17 protein-coding genes are annotated in these 17,637 nt (G+C 71.8%); 8 read left to right on the top strand and 9 right to left on the bottom strand.

What is annotated here, in order from left to right; all coding sequences use genetic code 11:
- Positions 1-6 precede the first annotated feature (6 nt).
- The 3 genes from OG199_RS28920 to OG199_RS28910 all read right to left on the bottom strand — a co-directional run bounded on the left by OG199_RS28920 (position 7) and on the right by OG199_RS28910 (position 2,980).
- Positions 7-843, bottom strand: a complete 837-nt coding sequence (locus tag OG199_RS28920) for a hypothetical protein (RefSeq protein ID WP_405834704.1) — start codon at positions 841-843, stop codon at positions 7-9.
- Entirely contained in the window at positions 843-1,382 is a 540-nt protein-coding gene (locus tag OG199_RS28915) for a SigE family RNA polymerase sigma factor (protein ID WP_356800604.1), read from the bottom strand. The genes OG199_RS28920 and OG199_RS28915 overlap by 1 nt, the downstream gene beginning before the upstream one ends.
- 401 nt (positions 1,383-1,783) lie before the next feature.
- Positions 1,784-2,980, bottom strand: coding sequence for a lipid-transfer protein (locus OG199_RS28910; protein WP_356800628.1), 1,197 nt, complete (start codon positions 2,978-2,980; stop codon positions 1,784-1,786).
- A gap of 237 nt (positions 2,981-3,217) precedes the next feature.
- Here OG199_RS28910 and OG199_RS28905 point away from each other — a divergent pair, with 237 nt between their 5' ends.
- From OG199_RS28905 to OG199_RS28885, 5 genes are all read left to right on the top strand, one after another.
- A complete protein-coding gene (locus tag OG199_RS28905; RefSeq protein ID WP_356800603.1) occupies positions 3,218-4,957 on the top strand; it encodes an MFS transporter in 1,740 nt (579 codons plus the stop codon).
- A 235-nt stretch (positions 4,958-5,192) separates the two neighbouring features.
- Positions 5,193-5,855 (top strand): class I SAM-dependent methyltransferase, encoded by a 663-nt coding sequence (locus OG199_RS28900; RefSeq protein ID WP_401798936.1) that lies wholly within the window; start codon positions 5,193-5,195, stop codon positions 5,853-5,855.
- Positions 5,856-5,865: 10 nt separating this feature from the next.
- The gene (locus OG199_RS28895) at positions 5,866-6,864 is read left to right on the top strand and encodes an N-acetylmuramoyl-L-alanine amidase (RefSeq protein ID WP_405831942.1); all 999 of its coding nucleotides are present in this window, start codon (positions 5,866-5,868) and stop codon (positions 6,862-6,864) included.
- A 158-nt stretch (positions 6,865-7,022) separates the two neighbouring features.
- Complete coding sequence (locus tag OG199_RS28890) at positions 7,023-7,877, top strand: DUF5336 domain-containing protein (protein ID WP_405831940.1); 855 nt, start codon at positions 7,023-7,025, stop codon at positions 7,875-7,877.
- Between the two features lie 117 nt (positions 7,878-7,994).
- Positions 7,995-9,029 carry an LLM class F420-dependent oxidoreductase gene (locus OG199_RS28885; RefSeq protein WP_356800627.1) on the top strand — a complete coding sequence of 345 codons (1,035 nt, stop codon included), beginning with the start codon at positions 7,995-7,997 and terminating at the stop codon, positions 9,027-9,029.
- A gap of 22 nt (positions 9,030-9,051) precedes the next feature.
- Here OG199_RS28885 and OG199_RS28880 read toward each other — a convergent pair whose 3' ends face one another.
- Positions 9,052-9,621: a hypothetical protein gene (locus OG199_RS28880; RefSeq protein ID WP_405831938.1), complete on the bottom strand. Its 570-nt coding sequence runs from the start codon at positions 9,619-9,621 to the stop codon at positions 9,052-9,054.
- Positions 9,622-9,767: 146 nt separating this feature from the next.
- Here OG199_RS28880 and OG199_RS28875 point away from each other — a divergent pair, with 146 nt between their 5' ends.
- Complete coding sequence (locus tag OG199_RS28875) at positions 9,768-10,061, top strand: hypothetical protein (protein WP_153290868.1); 294 nt, start codon at positions 9,768-9,770, stop codon at positions 10,059-10,061.
- Positions 10,062-10,152: 91 nt separating this feature from the next.
- Here OG199_RS28875 and OG199_RS28870 read toward each other — a convergent pair whose 3' ends face one another.
- Genes OG199_RS28870 through OG199_RS28860 form a run of 3 tightly spaced genes read right to left on the bottom strand, consistent with a single transcriptional unit; the run spans position 10,153 to position 13,528 of the window.
- Entirely contained in the window at positions 10,153-11,220 is a 1,068-nt protein-coding gene (locus OG199_RS28870; RefSeq protein ID WP_356800598.1) for a prenyltransferase/squalene oxidase repeat-containing protein, read from the bottom strand.
- Positions 11,217-11,963, bottom strand: coding sequence for a class I SAM-dependent methyltransferase (locus OG199_RS28865; protein WP_356800597.1), 747 nt, complete (start codon positions 11,961-11,963; stop codon positions 11,217-11,219). The genes OG199_RS28870 and OG199_RS28865 overlap by 4 nt, the downstream gene beginning before the upstream one ends.
- A complete protein-coding gene (locus OG199_RS28860) occupies positions 11,957-13,528 on the bottom strand; it encodes a glycosyltransferase family 4 protein (protein ID WP_405831936.1) in 1,572 nt (523 codons plus the stop codon). Before OG199_RS28860 ends, OG199_RS28865 begins: the two co-directional genes overlap by 7 nt.
- 226 nt (positions 13,529-13,754) lie before the next feature.
- Between OG199_RS28860 and OG199_RS28855 the strand changes: the two genes are divergently transcribed.
- Positions 13,755-14,387 (top strand): TetR family transcriptional regulator, encoded by a 633-nt coding sequence (locus OG199_RS28855; RefSeq protein WP_405831935.1) that lies wholly within the window; start codon positions 13,755-13,757, stop codon positions 14,385-14,387.
- A gap of 305 nt (positions 14,388-14,692) precedes the next feature.
- Here the strand turns inward: OG199_RS28855 and OG199_RS28850 are convergent, their stop codons facing one another.
- Positions 14,693-14,926, bottom strand: a complete 234-nt coding sequence (locus OG199_RS28850; protein WP_356800595.1) for a ferredoxin — start codon at positions 14,924-14,926, stop codon at positions 14,693-14,695.
- Positions 14,927-14,929: 3 nt separating this feature from the next.
- Positions 14,930-16,387, bottom strand: a complete 1,458-nt coding sequence (locus OG199_RS28845; protein WP_405831933.1) for an aldehyde dehydrogenase — start codon at positions 16,385-16,387, stop codon at positions 14,930-14,932.
- 190 nt (positions 16,388-16,577) lie between these two features.
- Between OG199_RS28845 and OG199_RS28840 the strand changes: the two genes are divergently transcribed.
- Positions 16,578-17,615, top strand: a complete 1,038-nt coding sequence (locus tag OG199_RS28840) for an MBL fold metallo-hydrolase (protein WP_356800593.1) — start codon at positions 16,578-16,580, stop codon at positions 17,613-17,615.
- The last annotated feature ends 22 nt before the right edge of the window (positions 17,616-17,637 follow it).

The raw sequence follows: 17,637 nt of genomic DNA, 5'->3' as shown, positions 1-17,637 counted from the left end.
CGGCTCCTACCTCGTCACCGCCACCGCCTTGAAGGTCCTGCCCTCCGGTCCCAGGCACACGAACCAGTCGGACGGGGAACCGTCCGCCGGGCGGATCAGGTCCTCGAAGTCCCCGCCGATGCCCGTGCCCGGGGCGGGCCGGTACGCCTTGGTCGTCGTGGCGTCGTCCCAGGTGCAGGTGACCTCCTGGGCGGTCGTGGAGACCCGGCCGATCACGAGCCGCTCGCCGGACCCCCTCGGCGTGGTCCTCCTGGTCTCCAGCGGCAGTGCGGCGGACCACACGTCCCGGCCCGACATCGTGCCGCGCTTGTCGAACACCCCCAGCATCTTGGTCGACGTCGTGCCGTCCACGGTCAGGCGCACGAAGTACGCGCTCCTGCCGACGAGTCCGGCGGGGGTCGGCGGCTCCACCCCCGGATTCCCGAACCCGGACCGGGCCATGGCGTCCATCTGGCGCTGCGCCTCCGTCCGGTCACGGGGCGCCCCCCACACGTAGACGACCACCTTCCACTTCCTGCCGTGGTCGGTCCCCCTGGCCAGGTCGCTGCTCCGCGGCTCGTACAGATGCCGTTCGTCGCTCACCGGCAGGCGGGTCGCGGCCGGCGCGACCCGCCGCGCGCCGTCGTCCCTCGCCCCGGCCAGCGCCAGCGTCCCCGTCGAGCCGGCGACCACCAGGGCGGCGGTCGCGCCGATCGCCCAGCGGCGGGCCCTGCGACGCCGGCCGCCGCGGACCAGCGCCTGGCAGGGGGCCGGGCCGATCCTCACCTCGTCGGCGGCCGAGGCCAGCAGCACGGCGATGTCCCCGTGCGTCATGTCGTGGTCGGTCTCCCGGTCCGCGTGCATCACTTCCACCCTCCGTACGTCACCATGTCGGCCAGTCCCGGTACGGCGCGGAGCTTCGCGATCCCCTTCGCCGCGTTGCTCTTCACCGCGCCCACCGAGCAGCCCATCGCCTCCGCCACCCGTGCCTCGCTCAGGTCCTCCCAGTACCGCAGGACGACCGCCTCGCGCTGGCGTGGCGGCAGTTGGGCGAGGGCCTTCAGCAGGGCGCTGCGGTCGTCGGCCTGGGCCATCCGGTCGCCGCCCTCGGGAACCTCGTGGGTGAGGCCCGAGTCGTCCTTCGGCGCCAGGTACTCCTTGAGGCGCCGGCGGTGTCTGCGGGCGTGCGCGTTGATCATCACGCGCCGGACGTAGGCGTCCGGGTCGTCGGCCGTGTCGACCCTGCGCCAGGCCACGTAGACCTGTTCCAGCGTCGACTGGACCAGGTCCTCGGCCGCGTGCTGCTCCCCGGTGAGGAGGAACGCCGTACGCAGCAGCCGCGGCCAGCGGCCGACGACAAAGCCCTGGAACTCCTCGTCCCGGGCCTGTTTCCGATCCCCCATGGGCACCTCCTAGATGTTCAAAGGAGTCCACGAGGACCGGTTTTCGTTGCCTCGGTGGCCGGAGATCCTCCGCGGCGGTTGCGGCGACCCCGGCGACCCGGCGGTCCCTGCGGGATCGGTCCCGCGCCGCCGGACCTCACGGGTCCACACGGTACGAGGGGCCGGCGCGCCGCCCCCGGCGGGGCCACCGGGGTCCGGGCCGTCCTCGCCTCCGGGGTCCGGGCGGCCGTCCGCCCGGCCAGGGACCGGTCACCGGGGTTCGGCCACCACGGTCACCGTGGTCACCGTGGTCACCAGGGACGCCGGCCCCGCACGCCCGTGCCGCGGACGGCACGGGGCGCCGGCCGCGGACGCGGCATCGGGCGCCGGCCCGGGGGCGTACGGCGCGGGCCGGTCCCGGTTCAGCCGCCTGCCGCCCGCAGCAGTGTGACCACGGCCGCCCCGCCGAGCCCGATGTTGTGGGCGAGGCCGACCCGCGCGTCCGCCACCTGCCGCCCGCCCGCCTCGCCCCGCAACTGCCAGACCAGCTCGGCCACCTGGGCGATCCCGGTCGCCCCCAGCGGGTGCCCCTTCGAGATCAGACCGCCGGACGGGTTCACCACCCACCGTCCGCCGTAGGTGGTGGCCCCCGATTCGACGAGCTTGCCGGACTCCCCCTCGCCGCACATGCCGAGCGCCTCGTACGTCAGCAGTTCGTTGATCGAGAAGCAGTCGTGCAGTTCCACGACGTCCACGTCCTCGATGCCGAGCCCCGCACGCTCGTAGACCTGGCGTGCGGCCTCCCGGGACATGGGCTGCCCCACGACGTCGATGCACGACCCGGAGGCGAAGGACTCCTCGGTGTCCGTGGTCATCGCCTGCGCGACGATCTCCACCGCCCTGCCGCCCAGCCCGCGCTCCTCGGCGAACCGCTCGGACACGACGACGGCCGCCGCGGCGCCGTCGGAGGTGGGCGAGCACTGGAGCTTCGTCAGCGGCCGGTGCACGACCCGGGCGGCGAGGACCTCGTCGACCCCGTACACGTCCTGGAACTGGGCGTACGGGTTGTGGGCCGAGTGCCGGTGGTTCTTGGCGCCGACCGCGGCGAGCTGCGCCTCGGTGGTCCCGTACCGCTCCATGTGCTCGCGTGCCGCGTCGCCGAAGATCTGCGCGGTGGGCGGGGACATCTCGAAGCCGTGCCGCGCGGCCATGATCCCGTAGTGCCGGGCCACCGGGGAGGTCGCGAAGTCCCCGCCGTCGGCGCCGCCGCCCAGCGCTCCGCGCTTCATCTTCTCGAACCCCAGGGCCAGCACGCAGTCCGAGATCCCGCCCTCGACGAACTGGCGCGCCAGCATCAGCGCGCTCGCCCCGGTGGCGCAGTTGTTGTTGACGTTGTAGACGGGCACGCCGGTCAGGCCCAGCTCGTAGGCGGCCCGCTGCCCCGCGGTGGACGCCTGGAAGCAGTGGCCGACGGGTACCTGCCGGACGTCGGAGTACGCGATCCCCGCGTCCCGCAGGGCGAGGGTGCCCGCCTCCTTCGCCATGTCCCAGTACTGCCAGTCCCGGGTCTCCGGCTTCTCGAAACGGGTCATCCCGACCCCGACGACGTACGCCTTCACGGCACCCCCAGCCTCGTGGTGCGCGCCAGAGTAGAACACGTTCTACTCATCCACCAGGCCTGACGGTCGTTCAGATCCTCACGAGAAGGTCAAGTTTTTGTTAGTACGCCGAAGCATCGGAATAGTTGCCCGGGCGCACCGGGTTCACCTTGCACGTATCCCGCACCGACTCCCGCACGGATTCCCGCACGGATCGTTCTCGCCTGCTCTCTTCTCCCGGCCTGGAGGCCTCACTCAATGACGCACACGACGACCCCACAGCCCGCCCGGAGGACCAGCGCTGCGGTCGTACCGGTGCTGGCCTTCGCGGGCATCGTTGTCGCGGTGATGCAGACCCTGCTCGTCCCGGTCATCAAGGACCTGCCGGAGCTGCTGGGCACCGCCCCCAGCAACGCCACCTGGGTCATGACCTCGACGCTGCTCGCGGGAGCCGTCGCCACCCCGATCATGGGCCGCCTCGGTGACCTGTTCGGCAAGCGGCGGATGCTGCTCATGAGCCTGTCCGTGATGGTCGTCGGCTCACTGATCGCCGGGTTCACCAGCGACCTGCTCGTGATGATCGCCGGCCGGGCCCTGCAGGGCTTCGCCATGGGCGCGATCCCGCTCGGCATCGGCCTGATGCGCGACATGCTGCCCCGCGAGAAGCTCGGCTCGGCGATGGCCCTGATGAGCTCCTCGATCGGTGTCGGCGGCGGTCTCGCACTACCGCTCTCGGCCCTGGTCGCGCAGCACGCCGACTGGCACTCCCTGTTCTTCCTCGCCGCCGGACTCGGCGTCGTCTCCATCGTGCTGACCCTCGTCGCCGTACCGGAGTCCCCGATGCGCGCCGAGGGCACCTTCGACGTGCTGGGGGCGATAGGCCTGTCCGCGGGACTCGTCCTCTTCCTGCTGCCGATCACCAAGGGCAGCGACTGGGGCTGGAGCTCGGGCACCACGCTCGGCCTGTTCGCCGCCTCGGCCGTCGTGCTCGTGCTGTGGGGCGTGATGGAGCTGCGCGTCAAGGCACCGCTGGTCGACCTGCGCACCACCGTCCGCCGCTCGGTGCTCTTCACCAACCTCGCCTCGATCATGGTCGGTGTCTCCTTCTACGTCGTCTCCCTCGTCCTGCCGCAGCTCCTCCAGCTGCCGAAGGCCACCGGTTACGGCCTCGGCCAGTCGATGGTGGTCGCCGGTCTGTGCGTGGCGCCGCTCGGCCTGACGATGATGTTCACCGCGCCGGTCTACGCCCGGATCTCCGCCAAGTACGGCCCCAAGGTCACGCTGATCATCGGCATGGTGATCATCGGGATCGGCTACGGCGCGGGGCTCGGCCTGATGAGCGCCGCCTGGCAGACGATCGTGATCGCGGTGGTCCTGGGCGCGGGCATCGGCCTCGCCTACTCCTCGTTGCCCGCGCTGATCGTCGGCTCCGTCCCGGCCTCGGAGACGGGCGCGGCCAACGGTCTCAACACCCTGATGCGCTCGATCGGCACGTCGGTGTCCAGCGCCGTCATCGGCATGGTGCTCGCGAACACGGCGAACGACGTCGGCGGTGTCGCGGTCCCGACCATGCACGGCTTCCGGGTCTCCTTCATGATCGCGACGGGCGCGGTGGCCGTCGGTCTCGTCATGGCCCTCTTCCTGCCCCGCCAGCGGCAGGCGACCAAGCCGCAGCTGCTCGCCAGCAGTGCCGAGGACGCCGCGCTGGAGCGGGCCCACGAGGTGCTCGGCGGCTTCCGCGGCCGGGTCCTGAACACCGCCGGCGATCCCGTCGCCCGTGCCAAGGTCACCCTGATCGACCGGCGCGGCCGCCAGGCGGGCGCCACGCTCTCCGGGGAGGACGGCAGCTACGCGCTGGCCGTGCCCGCCGAGGGCGCGTACGTCCTCGCCGCCCGGGCCGCGGGCCACGGCCCGCTCGCCTCCTCGGCGACGCACTCCGGCGACGACCGCCCGGTCGACCTGGATCTCGCCCTGCCGGGCGAGACCGTCCCCGCGTAGGTCCGGGCGCAGCAGCCCACCCGGACCGGCACCATCCGGGACCGGCCCCACCGGGCCGGAACCACCCGGACCGCACCAGGCCCACCGGACCGGTCCCGGCGGTCCCGCCGACAGGCCCCCGTGGGGTCCGGTCCGCGCACATCCCACCCCCGTCGCCCTTCGCGGCGGGGGTGTGGTGCAGCATGGGGCGCTGACGGGCCCGTGCACGAGGGACCGGTACCAGCTGGAGGACCCCATGCCCGCGGCACCCAAGCCGGAGATCCTCGCCGCCTTCGAGGCCGCCAAGGGCTTCATGCCGCTCGACGAGGGCCTCGCGCTGTACGACGCCGCCGTCGAGGCCGGCCGGCTCGGACTGCCCCTCCTCGAGGTCGGCACCTACTGCGGGCGCTCCACGATCCTGCTCGCCGACGCGGCGCGCGCGGCCGGGGTGACGGCGATCACGGTCGACCATCACCGGGGCAGCGAGGAGCAGCAGCCCGGGTGGGAGTACCACGACCCGTCCACGGTCGACCCCGAGATCGGCCGGATGGACACGCTGCCCACCTTCCGCCGCACCCTCCACCGGGCGGGGCTCGAGGAGCAGGTGGTCGCGATCGTCGGCCGCTCTCCGCAGATCGCCGCGTTCTGGGGGACGCCGCTCGGTCTCGTCTTCATCGACGGCGGCCACACGGACGAACACGCGTCCGCCGACTACGAGGGCTGGGCCCCTCATGTGGCCGAGGGCGGCCTGCTCCTGATCCACGACGTGTTCCCGGACCCGGCCGACGAGTTCACCGGTCAGGCGCCGTACCGCGTCTACCTCCGGGCCCTGGAGTCGGGCGCGTTCACGGAGATCTCGGTGACCGACTCGCTGCGCGTCCTGCGGCGAACGGGAGCAGGGATCCGAGGTCGCGGTTAGAGTCGCAGACGTGTCGTACGTAGGCCCTGACTTCGATCCTCCCCAGCCGCGCCGTCCCGGGCGCGGGCCGATGGCCGTGACGCTCGCCGCGCTGGTGACGGGCTCACTGGTGGGATGGCTGGTGTGGCAGGCGGTGGATGACCCGGGCGGTTCCTCCGGAGCCGCCGCGTCCTCGTCCCTCTCACCGACGTCCCCGTCCTCCGGGGGCGCCGCGTCCTCCGGGGCCCGGACACCGTCGGCGTCCGGGACGGGTGACGCTCAGCACCGGAGCCCGTCGCCCTCCGGCTCCGCCACCCGTTCCGGCCCCTCCACCGCGGGTGGCCCCGGCGCCTCCGGCCCGCTCAAGGGCAAGGTCGTGGTCGTCGACCCGGGACACAACCCGGGCAACTTCCAGCACTCGGCCGAGATCAACCGCAAGGTGAACATCGGCACGAACTCCAAGGAGTGCGACACCACCGGCACGTCGACCAACGCGGGTTACATCGAAGGCCGGTTCACCCTCGACGTCGCCCGGCGGCTGCGCACGCTCCTCCAACAGGAGGGCGCCACGGTGAAGTTCACCCAGGACGGCGACCGCCCCTGGGGTCCGTGCGTCGACGAGCGGGCCCGGATCGGCAACGACGCGCACGCCGACGCGGTCGTCTCCATCCACGCGGACGGTTCCGCGGCCGGCAACCGCGGCTTCCACGTCATCCTCCCCGCGTCCGTCCACTCGGGCTCCGCCGACACCCGGCCCATCGTCACCCGGTCGCGCGATCTGGGTGAGCGCATCGCGGGCAACTTCGTCCGCGCCACCGGCAGCGCGCCCTCCAACTACATCGGCGGCGGCACCGGGCTGGACGTCCGCAGCGATCTCGGCGGTCTCAATCTGTCAACGGTTCCCAAGGTGTTCATCGAGTGCGGCAACATGCGCGATAGCAATGACGCGGCGTTGCTGACCAGCGGCGCGTGGCGGGAGAAGGCGGCGCGTGGAATCTCTGAGGGAATCGTGGGTTTCCTGCGCGGGTAGTGACCGGCGGGCCGCACCCTCCGGACACCCCGATCGTATGGGCGATAGTGTCGCCTTTACGATGTGGGGCCGCTCCCGCGCTTCACACCGGGGCCTGACGGCGACATGGTGTCAGCGACGCCTCCCATTGACGACGAGACGACTGACGAAGGACTGAAGTGAATATCCGCTCCCTCACTCGAGGCGACGGCGTGGTGATCGGAGCAGCGGTCCTGCTGTTCATCGCGTCGTTCCTCGCCATCTTTTCGATCGACGACGTCCCGACCGTCGGCGGGCAAACGGTCAGCGTCGACAGCCCCAGCACCTGGGCGAGCGGCCCCTTCGTACTGAGCGTGATCCTGGCCGGCATCCTCGGAGCCGGCCTGGTCGTCGCCTCCCGCGCCCTGCCGCGGGTGCCCAAGGTCGCCGGACTCGACCTCGGCCCGTTCGGTGTCGCCCTCACCGTCTTCGCCGCGTGGAGCGCGCTCGGGAACGTCTTCGACCCGGCCGGCGCTGCCAACAACATCGGCAGCGGCGGGGACGGCGGTGTGGGCCCCGGCATCGGCCTCATCCTGTCCCTCGTCGCGACGCTGATCATGGCGGCCGCCGCGATCGCCACCCCGCTCGTCCCCGCGCTCCAGGTCGGCCTCGTGCCCGCCCCGAAGCCCGCCGCCCCCCAGCCCTACGGCGGTCAGCCGCAGGGTGGGTACGGGTACCCGGGTGCCCAGCAGCCGGGTCAGCCCTACGGCGGTCAGCCGCAGCAGGGGCAGGCGTTCGGCGCCCAGCCCGGCCAGCCGCAGCAGGCGCCGGCCCCGCAGGCGCAGCAGCCCGCCGGGGACTTCTCGCCGTTCTGGTTCGCCGTGCCGGTGCCGCGTCCGCTGTTCTCGGAGGACGGTTCGCCGGCGCCGATCGCCGAGCTGGCGCCGGGCACCTGGTACCTGGCCGTGGAGCAGCGCGGCCAGCACCTGGTGGCGCAGACGCAGGACGGCCGCCGCGGTGTGCTGCAGGACATCTCGGGGATCCAGCGCGGCTGACGCGCACCGGTTCTCCCCGCGGCCCCTCGCCCTTTCGGGCGGGGGGCCGTTGCCGTACAGTCGCCTGACGGTTGCGCAGAGCTGACGATGCGTCAGAACATGGCGCCTGGAGGGGACATGCGGCTCGGCCTCGCACTCGGTTACTGGGGGCGCGGCCCCTCCGCGGACCATCTGCCGCTGGCGCTGGAGGCGGAACGGCTCGGCTACCACTCCGTGTGGACCGCCGAGTCCTGGGGTTCGGACGCCTTCACCCCGCTGACCTGGATCGCCGCGCAGACCACCCGTATCCGCCTCGGTACGGCGGTCGCGCAGATGGCCGCCCGCTCCCCCACCACGACCGCGATGCACGCGCTCACCCTGGACCACCTCTCGGGCGGCCGGATGATGCTCGGCCTCGGCCTGTCGGGACCGCAGGTGGTGGAGGGCTGGTACGGGCGCCCCTTCCCCAAGTCCCCGCTGACCGCGACCCGGGAGTACGTGGACGTCGTACGCCAGGTCCTCAGACGCGAGGGGCCCGTGCAACTCGACGGGCGTTTCCATTCCCATCCCTACCGGGGGGCCGACGGCACGGGGCTCGGCAAGGCGCTGCGGCCCATCACCCATCCCCTCCGTGCCGACCTGCCCGTCCTGCTCGGCGCCGAGGGGCCGAAGAACATCGCGCAGACGACCCGGATCGCGGACGGATGGCTGCCGCTGTACTGGGCGCCCACCCGTCCGCAGGCGTACGAGGCCGCGCTGGCGGAGCTGGGTGACGCCCGCACCGGAGCGGGCGCGGCCCCGTTCCTCGTCGCGCCCATGGCCCATGTCCGCGTCTGCGACGACGTCGCCGAGGGGCTGCTGCCCGTCAAGGCGATGCTCGGCTTCTACATCGGCGGCATGGGGCACTCGGCGCGCAACTTCCACGCCGATCTGATGGCCCGCATGGGCTACGAGGAGGAGGCGCGGCTCATCCAGGAGCTGTTCCTCGCCGGCCGCCGTCAGGAGGCGGTGCTCGCCGTGCCGGACGCCTTCGCCGACGAGATCTCACTGGTCGGGCCGCGCGAGCGCATCGCCGAACGGCTCGAACTGTGGCGCAAGGGACCGGTGACAGACCTGCTGGCGCTGTCGCCGGACCCTCACTCGCTGCGTGTCCTGGCGGACCTCAACTCCTAGTGCCCGACAGGGCGGAAGGGCTTCAGCCGTGGGTCAGCTGGGAGCCCGTCGGCACCTTGTCGGTGACGTTGGCGCCCGCGCTCTTACCGGCGTCCTTCACCTGGTTGATGATGTCGTCGAAGGAACCCGCGGTGGAGTCCGTCGACTTGCCCTTGCGAAGCTTGGCGGGCAGGGTCTTCAGTGCCTCGATACCCGCGGTCAGCGGGCCGATCGCCTTGGACAGGGTCGGGTCGCCCTTGGCGTTCCTGCTCGCCGCCTTGAGCCTGTTGTACGCGAAGGCGCCCGCGACGCCCGCCTTGATGAGGGCGAACTTGCGTCCCTTCGCGCCCTTCTTGAACTTTCCGGCCTTCCAGGGCTTCACGATCCACTGGTAGGTGGCTCCGGCCGCGAGGCTCGCGTTGGCCACGAAGCGGGTCTTCGAGAGCCTCTGCTTCTCGGCGGTGGTGCTCGGGGACGGGGTCGCCGCCGCCGCGGCGACGGCCGCGGTGTCCTTGGTGGCACTGCTGCCGCTGCTGGAGCAGGCGGTGGCACCGGCGACCAGAGCACAGGAAAGAGTGAGCGCCACGATGAGGCGCCGTATCGATACAGGCACGGGGTCCTCCGGGGTGGGGGAACGGGTTCTCCCCGGATGCGGGAAGAACACGGCTCTTACAGCAGCCTCACCCGGCTCCGTGCATTACGCCACTTGGGCGAAAACCGTACGGGTTTCAACCCTGAATACGCGGCAACCCGGACGGCATGTCCCCTCGATATCGCAACGGCTCCAACCAGGCGGGCACGGTCATAGCGATCGTCGCCGACGTGATGGCCCTCATCCTGGGCCTGTGGATCCTCATGTATCTGCTGGACGCAAATCGGGCCAACGACCTGGTCCAGTTCGTCCACAACCTGGCGAGCTGGCTCGCGGGCTGGTCCCGTGACCTGTTCACCTTCGACGAGGCCTGGGCGCGCGTCGTCGCGGGCTACGGTCTCGCCGCCGTCGTCTACCTCTTCATCGGCCACGCCATCGCCAACCGCATGCACCGCCACTGAGCCGGTCCGCCGGCACCACGGCTCGCCGGCCGTGTCCGCCCCGCTCGGCCGGGCCTTTTCCACGGATCCGGCCGGCCGGGGCGGACACGGTCTAACAGCACTCCGCGTCTAGTCCCCGCGGCAGGCGTTCGCCGCCGAAGACGGCGCAGGTCGGCTCGTCGCCGCCCAGCGCGGCGACGGCGAGGAGGAGGGAACCCGCCGTCCAGGTGGTCAGCTCCTCGGGCCAGATCGCCCGGGCGTCGAAGACGTAGCCCGTCCAGTACAGGCCGGTCTTCGGATCGCGCAGATGCTGGATGGACTGGAGAATCTCCAGAGCACGGTCGGACTCGCCCACGGCCCACAGCGCCAGGGCGAGTTCGGCCGACTCACCGCCGGTCACCCACGGGTTCGGCACGACACAGCGCACGCCGAGCCCGGGCACGACGAAACGCTCCCAGCCCTCCGCTATCCGGGACCTGGCCTCGACGCCGGTCAAGGCGCCGCCGAGCACCGGGTAGTACCAGTCCATCGAGTAGCGGTCCTTGTCGAGGAACCGCTCGGGGTGCCGGCGGATCGCGTGCCGCAGCAGACCGAGCGCCAACTCCCAGTCGGGCTGCGGCTCCTCACGCTGGTCGGCGATGGCCAGCGCACAGCGCAGCGCGTGGTGGATCGACGAACTCCCGGTCAGCAGTGCCTCGTCGGTGGCCGTCCCGTCGTCCTCGCGCTTCCAGCCGATCTGTCCGCCGGGCTGCTGGAGCCGCAGCACGAACTCCACGGCCGCGTAGACCGAGGGCCACATCCGGTCCAGGAAGGTGTCGTCGCCGGTGGCCAGGTAGTGGTGCCAGACGCCCACCGCGATGTACGCGCAGAAGTTGGTCTCCCGGCCGCGGTCGGTGACGTCCTCGAAGTCCCCGTCGGCGTACGCCGCGTACCAGGACCCGTCCGGGTTCTGGTGCCGGGCCAGCCACGCGTAGGCCCGCTCGGCCGCCTCGTGCTCGCCCGCCGCGTCCAGCGCCATGGCCGCCTCGGTGTGGTCCCACGGATCGAGGTGGTGACCGCGGAACCACGGTATGGCGCCGTCCGGACGCTGCGCCCCGAGGATCGCGCGCACCGTGACGGCGGCCTCCTCGGCGGTGAGCACCCCGGGCAGGACGAGGTGCTCCGTGCGGGGTGTGGTCACGAAGCGTCCACCGCGGCGACGTCGGCGGGCAGGTGCGGCTTGGTCGCGTACGCCACGAAGCTCTTGCCGATCAGCGGGTTCAGCGCGTTCTCCGCGACCCGGGTGGCCAGGGGTTTCTTCATGATGTCCCAGACCAGCAGCTTGTGGTACGCCCGCACCGGCAGCGCCTTGTCGTTGTCGACGCCGAACGCGCACTTCAGCCACCAGTACGGGCTGTGCAGGGCGTGGGCGTGGTGGGTGCCGTACGGCTTGAGCCCGGCCTCCTTCATCCTGCCCAGCAGTTCGTCCGCCTTGTAGATGCGGATGTGGCCGCCCTCGACCTCGTGGTACGCGTCGGACAGCGCCCAGCAGACCTTCTCGGGCCCGTAGCGCGGGACGGTGATCGCGATCCGGCCGCCGGGCTTGAGCACCCGAACCATCTCGGCGAGGACGCCCTTGTCGTCGGGGATGTGCTCCATCACCTCGGAGATGATCACGACGTCGAACGACTCGTCGGGAAAGGGGAGTTGGAGCGCGTCGCCCTCCATCGCGGTGGCGGTGGCGCCCTCCGGTGCCTCGCCCGCCTCCTTCATCGCGGCGAACCACTTGGCGACCTCGCGGATCTCCTCGCCGTTCTGGTCCAGCGCGACGACCCGGGCGCCGCGCCGGTAGCACTCGAACGCGTGCCGGCCGGCACCGCAGCCGAGGTCCAGAACGCGGTCGCCCGGGGCGAGCGGGAACCGGGAGAAGTCGACGGTCAGCACGTGGCCCTGCTTTCGCGGTTGGGTACGACAACTTCGGCTGCTTCTTCGGCGACGCCTGCGGGGGCGGCACCGGGGGTCACGGACGCGTCGAGGCCGGGCGTCGCGGTCGCGGCGAGGCCGGAGGCCGCCGAGGGACCGACGACAGTGGACGCGTGGCCGGAGGACGCGAACGCGGCGGGGGCGGCGGCAACAGACGCCGCGTCGGCGGGAACCGCGGACGTGGAAGTCGCGGGGCCCGGCACGGAGCGGCGGGGGGCGGGAGCCGCGGCGCGGGCGATGGCCTCGCGGTAGTGGGCGACCGTGCCCTGGGCGGCACGCGCCCAGGTGAAGCGTTCCAGGACCCGCGCACGTCCGGCGGAGCCGAGCCTCGCGCGCAGTTCCGGGTCGCCCAGGAGCCGGCTCAGGCCCGCGGCCAGTGCGCCCGCGTCGCCGGGCGGCACCGCCAGACAGGTCTCGCCGTCGGGGCCCGCGACCTCCGGGATCGCCCCGCCGGTGGTGGCCACCAGCGGCGTACCCGTGGCCATGGCCTCGGCGGCGGGCAGCGAGAAGCCCTCGTACAGGGAGGGCACGCAGGCGACTTCGGCGGACCGTACGAGGTCGACGAGTTCCGCGTCCGAGATGCCCTTGACGAACTCGACGGCGCGCTCCAGGCCGTACCGCTCGATGGCCTGGGCCACCGGCCCGTCCTCGGCGCGCTTGCCGACGACGACGAGGTGTGCGCCGGGGTGCTCGGTGCGCACCTTGGCGAGCGCCTCGACGAGGTGGACGAGTCCCTTGAGCGGCACGTCCGCGCTGGAGGTGGTGACGATCCGGCCCGGCACCTGCGGCACGGCGGGGTCGGGCGAGAAGAGGTCGGTGTCGGCGCCGATGTGCACGACGTGGATGCGGTCCCGGGTGACGCCCAGATGGTCGACGATCTCCTGGCGCGAGGTGCCGGAGACGGTGAGCACGGACGGCAGACGGCGCGCGACGCGCTTCTGCATCCGCGTGAAGGCGTACCAGCGGCGCACGGACGCGCGGCGGCGGCGCCCCTCGGCGGCGTCCAGCTCCAGTTGGCGGTCGACGGTGATGGGGTGGTGGATCGTGGTGACCAGCGGCGCGCCCACGTCTCCCAACAGGCCGTAGCCGAGCGTCTGGTTGTCGTGCACGACGTCGAACGCGCCCTGCCGGGCCCGCAGATGGCGGCGGGCGCGCAGCGAGAAGGTCAGCGGCTCGGGGAAGCCCCCGGTCCACATGGTCCCGACCTCGACGGCGTCGATCCAGTCGCGGAACTCCTCGCGCGCCGGCGTCCGGAAGGGGTCCGGCTGGCGGTACAGGTCGAGGCTGGGAAGTTCGGTGAGGCTCAGGCCGGGAAGGCCTTCGTCCAGGACGGGGTAGGGCTGGGAGCCGATGACCTCGACCCGGTGGCCCAGGCGGGCGAGTTCGCGCGAGAGGTGTCGTACGTACACGCCCTGACCGCCGCAGAACGGGTTTCCCTTGTACGTCAGGAGCGCGATGCGCAACGGTCCGTCGCCGTCGATGGCCGCGCCCGCCCCGGGGCCCGCCTCCATGGCCTCAGCGGTCACTTACGGCCCCCTTCTCCCTGCACATTCCCGCGAGATTACGCCGGGACGCTAATCTAGAACAAGTTTCAGACTTGATCGTTCGAGGAGCACTGAATCTACCGGCAGGTAGGGCCTCTGGGAGAAGTGGATCAGGTGATCCGCGCCACGACGGAGGCGTTCCGGCCCGCGGATGTGTTCTGCCATGCTGTCTGGTCGCTCCTCCAGCTGAACCCACGGAACGGGACCCATGCCTGCGGAAGTCAAGGTGGAAGCCAAGTCCGCGCAGTTCGCCTCTCCCCCGCTCACCGAGCGGCAGGAAGCACGCCGGCGGCGGATCCTGCACGCGAGCGCGCAGCTGGCCGGCCGGGGCGGCTTCGACGCGGTGCAGATGCGCGAGGTCGCGGAGTCGTCGCAGGTCGCCCTGGGCACGCTCTACCGCTACTTCCCCTCCAAGATCCATCTGCTGGTGGCCACGATGCAGGACCAGCTGGACCATATGCACGGCACCCTGCGCAAGAAGCCGCCGGCCGGCGACTCGGCGGCGGAGCGGGTCGCCGAGACGCTGATGCGGGCCTTCCGCGCCCTGCAGCGGGAGCCGCACCTCGCCGACGCCATGGTCCGGGCGCTGACCTTCGCGGACCGCAGTGTGAGCCCCGAGGTCGACCAGGTGTCCCGGCAGACCACGGCGATCATCCTGGACGCCATGGGCCTGGACGACCCGAGCCCCGCCCAGCTCTCCGCGGTCCGCGTCATCGAGCACACCTGGCACTCGGCGCTGATCACCTGGCTCTCCGGCCGCGCCTCCATCGCCCAGGTCAAGATCGACATCGAGACGGTGTGCCGTCTCATCGATCTGACGGACCCGAGCGAACGGAGCTAGGGCGCGCTCGCGCACGGACGAAACCTACGAGACGGGTTCCCTTCGCCGGCATGGTCCGGATCAGGTGCTGGGGGTCGCCTTCGGGTCCGCCTGCTACCGTCCGGCCTCTCAGCTCGACCGTCGACGTCGGCCCCGGCGGAGGTTGCTGCCTCCCGCCAAAGTCGGCTACTCCGGTTGAACTCCCTCACTCGTCTCGTAGGCCAATAACAGGATAGAACCTCCATCACCGGATGAACCCTCCCAAAGCGAGACTTTTTTCGAAATCTCCCGGCGGAGGGCCCATCTGCCGACGGAGGGCCCCGGCCTCACTCCTCGGGTGGGAACACGGGCTCCCCGCTGCCCAGCAGCGTGATCATGATGGCCTCCACCGGACAGCCCTCCGCCGCCGCGAGGAGCTTCTCGTTGGCGTCGGTCTCCGGTTCGGCGGGGTGGGACTGCATGCCGGAGTCGAGGCGGAAGGCCTCCGGGACGAGGTGGACGCACTGGGCGGAGCCGATGCAGAGGGAGCGGTCCACCTCGATGTTCCAGCGGTCGCCCATCCCTCACGCCTCCCAGCCCGCGGGGAGGTGGATCATCTTGTGCTCCAGGAACTCGCCGTAGCCCTCGGGCCCGAACTCCCGCCCCAGCCCGGAGTTCTTGTAGCCGCCGAAGGGGCCGAGCATGTCGAGGCTGAAGGTGTTGACGGAGTAGGTGCCGGTACGGACCTGGCGGGCGACCTCGACGCCGTGCGCGACGTCCGCCGTCCAGACGCTGCCGCTCAGCCCGTAGTCGGAGTCGTTGGCGATCTTCACGGCATCGGTCTCGTCGCCGTAGGGGAGCAGGCAGATCACCGGTCCGAAGATCTCCTCGCGGGCGATCCGCATGGAGTTGTCCACGTCGCCGAAGAGGGTGGGTTCGACGTACCAGCCGCGGTCGATGCCGTGCGGACGGCCGCCGCCGGTGAGGATCTTGGCGCCCTCCTCCTGGCCGATGCGGATGTAGTCGAGGTTGCGCCGCTGCTGCCGCTCGGCGACCAGCGGGCCCACCTGGGTCGCCGGGTCCAGCGGGTCGCCGACCACCAGGGCGCTCGCCGCGGCGGCGAAGGCGTCCGCGAACTCGTCGTAGCGTGAGCGCGGTACGAGGATGCGGGTCTGGGCGACGCAGGCCTGGCCGTTGTTCATCCAGGCGGCCTGGACGATCCCGGGGACGGCCGTGGCGAGGTCCGCGTCCGGCAGCACGATCGCCGCCGACTTGCCGCCCAGTTCGAGCGTCACGCGGGTGAGGTTGCGCGAGGCGACCTCCATCACGCGCCTGCCGGCCGCCACCGACCCGGTGAAGGAGACCTTGTCGACACCGGGATGCCCGACCAGGTACTCGCTCACCTCGCGGTCGGCCGGGAGGATCGACAGGACACCCTCGGGCAGTCCGGCCTCCCGGGCGATCTCGCCCAACAGATAGGCGTCCAGCGGCGATTCGGGGGACGGCTTCAGCACGACCGAGCAGCCGGTCAACAGCGCGGGCGCCAGTTTGGCGGCCGCCACGAACTGCGGCACGTTCCACGGCACCACGGCCGCGACGACCCCCACCGGCTCCCGCCGGACGAGGATCCTGCCGAGGACTCCGTCGCGCGTCTCCTCGTACGTGAAGCCGCGCGCCACCGTGAGGGCCGCGTCCCAGACCATCATCGCGCCGAGGGCCTGCGCGAGGACGCTCCAGGAGTACGGGGAGCCGTTCTCGGAGGAGATGACGCGGGCGATCTCCTCGTGCCGGGCGCCGATCGCGTCCTTGATCCGGGTGACGACCGCGATCCGTTCGTCGGGGCTCATCCGCGGCCAGGGGCCCTCGTCGAAGGCGCGCCGCGCGACGGCGACGGCCCGGTCGACGTCCTCGGCCGAGGCGTGCGGGACGCGCCCGATGACCTCCTCCGTGTGCGGCGAGATCACCTCGATGACGCCGGTGCCCAGGGGGTCCGTCAACTCCCCGCCGATGAACAGCTGTCCGTGTTCCACGAGCTCGGTCATGACCGACCGCCTCCCCGGGGGGCGTTCTCCGACACTGCCGACTTCTGACGCTTCATCAGATACGAGAACTGATACCAGCTCCCGCCCGAGGAGTCCACGGGCCGGAGGCAACGGCACAACGGTTGGTTCGGGCACCCATTGGAATGCGTTCTAGTTATAGTGACGGCACGACGGCGATTGGTGGGAGCCCATGACACAGGTGACCGATCACGGCGGGGGCGTACGGTCGCTCAGGGTCCCCATCCCCGACAACCCCCTCGGCACCACGCTGGTCCACGTCGTCGACACCGACCGGGGCCCCGTACTGATCGACACCGGCTGGGACGACCCGGCTTCCTGGGACGTCCTCACCGCCGGGCTCGCCGCCTGCGGCATCCCGGTCGCCGAGGTGCACGGAGTGGTCATCACCCACCACCACCCCGACCACCACGGCCTGTCGGGCAAGGTGCGGGACGCGTCCGGGGCGTGGATCGCGATGCACGCGCTGGACACCGAGATCGTACGGCGGACCCGGGAGCACAAGGCCGAGCGCTGGTTCGCCTACATGGCGGACAAACTCGAGGCCTGCGGCGCACCCGAGGAGCACGTGGCGCTGCTGCGCGCGGCGCGCACGGCCCGGCGCTCGGGCGGCCTGCCCCAGTTCGCCCCCGCGCTCCCCGACCGCGAGATCGTCCCCGGCGAACTGCTCGACCTGGCCGGCCGCCGGCTGCGCGCGATCTGGACCCCGGGCCACACACCCGGCCACGTCTGCCTGCACCTGGAGGAGGCGCATCCCGCCGGACTGCCGGGCCACGGCCGCCTGTTCTCCGGCGATCACCTGCTGCCGCGCATCACCCCGCACATCGGCCTGTACGAGGATCCGGACGACGTCACCGTCGCCGACCCGCTCGGGGACTACCTCGACTCCCTGGAGCGCGTGGGCCGCCTCGACCCCGCCGAGGTGCTGCCGGCCCATCAGCACGCCTTCACCGATGCCCCGGGCCGGGTCAGGGAGTTGCTCACCCACCACGAGGAGCGCCTCACCGGTCTGCTCACCCTCCTCGCGACCCCCCTCACCGCCTGGCAGCTCGCCGAACGCATGGAGTGGAACCGGCCCTGGGCGCAGATCCCCTTCGCCTCCCGGAACATCGCCGTCTCGGAGGCCGAGGCCCACGTCCGCCGTCTGGTGAAACTCGGCCGCGCGGAGGCCGTCCCGGGAAGCGGTCCGGTGACGTACGTGGCGGTGTGAGCCGCCCGGCGCGGTCCGCGTC

The sequence above is a fragment of the Streptomyces sp. NBC_01176 genome, from assembly GCF_045039825.1.
Classification (GTDB): Bacteria; Actinomycetota; Actinomycetes; order Streptomycetales; family Streptomycetaceae; genus Streptomyces.
The sequence above is the reverse complement of the archived record's forward strand: the minus strand, read 5'-3'. Positions and strand labels throughout refer to the sequence as shown.

What these genes read in the sequence shown, in the direction of transcription:
- OG199_RS28915 (WP_356800604.1), bottom strand. Translation starts at nt 1,382, where the DNA reads ATGGGGGATCGGAAACAGGCCCGGGACGAGGAGTTCCAGGGCTTTGTC.
- OG199_RS28900 (WP_401798936.1), top strand. Translation starts at nt 5,193, where the DNA reads ATGCCCGCGGCACCCAAGCCGGAGATCCTCGCCGCCTTCGAGGCCGCC.
- OG199_RS28850 (WP_356800595.1), bottom strand. Translation starts at nt 14,926, where the DNA reads ATGGGCGACCGCTGGAACATCGAGGTGGACCGCTCCCTCTGCATCGGC.
- OG199_RS28905 (WP_356800603.1), top strand. Translation starts at nt 3,218, where the DNA reads ATGACGCACACGACGACCCCACAGCCCGCCCGGAGGACCAGCGCTGCG.
- OG199_RS28875 (WP_153290868.1), top strand. Translation starts at nt 9,768, where the DNA reads ATGTCCCCTCGATATCGCAACGGCTCCAACCAGGCGGGCACGGTCATA.
- OG199_RS28885 (WP_356800627.1), top strand. Translation starts at nt 7,995, where the DNA reads ATGCGGCTCGGCCTCGCACTCGGTTACTGGGGGCGCGGCCCCTCCGCG.
- OG199_RS28855 (WP_405831935.1), top strand. Translation starts at nt 13,755, where the DNA reads ATGCCTGCGGAAGTCAAGGTGGAAGCCAAGTCCGCGCAGTTCGCCTCT.
- OG199_RS28920 (WP_405834704.1), bottom strand. Translation starts at nt 843, where the DNA reads ATGCACGCGGACCGGGAGACCGACCACGACATGACGCACGGGGACATC.
- OG199_RS28845 (WP_405831933.1), bottom strand. Translation starts at nt 16,387, where the DNA reads ATGACCGAGCTCGTGGAACACGGACAGCTGTTCATCGGCGGGGAGTTG.
- OG199_RS28840 (WP_356800593.1), top strand. Translation starts at nt 16,578, where the DNA reads ATGACACAGGTGACCGATCACGGCGGGGGCGTACGGTCGCTCAGGGTC.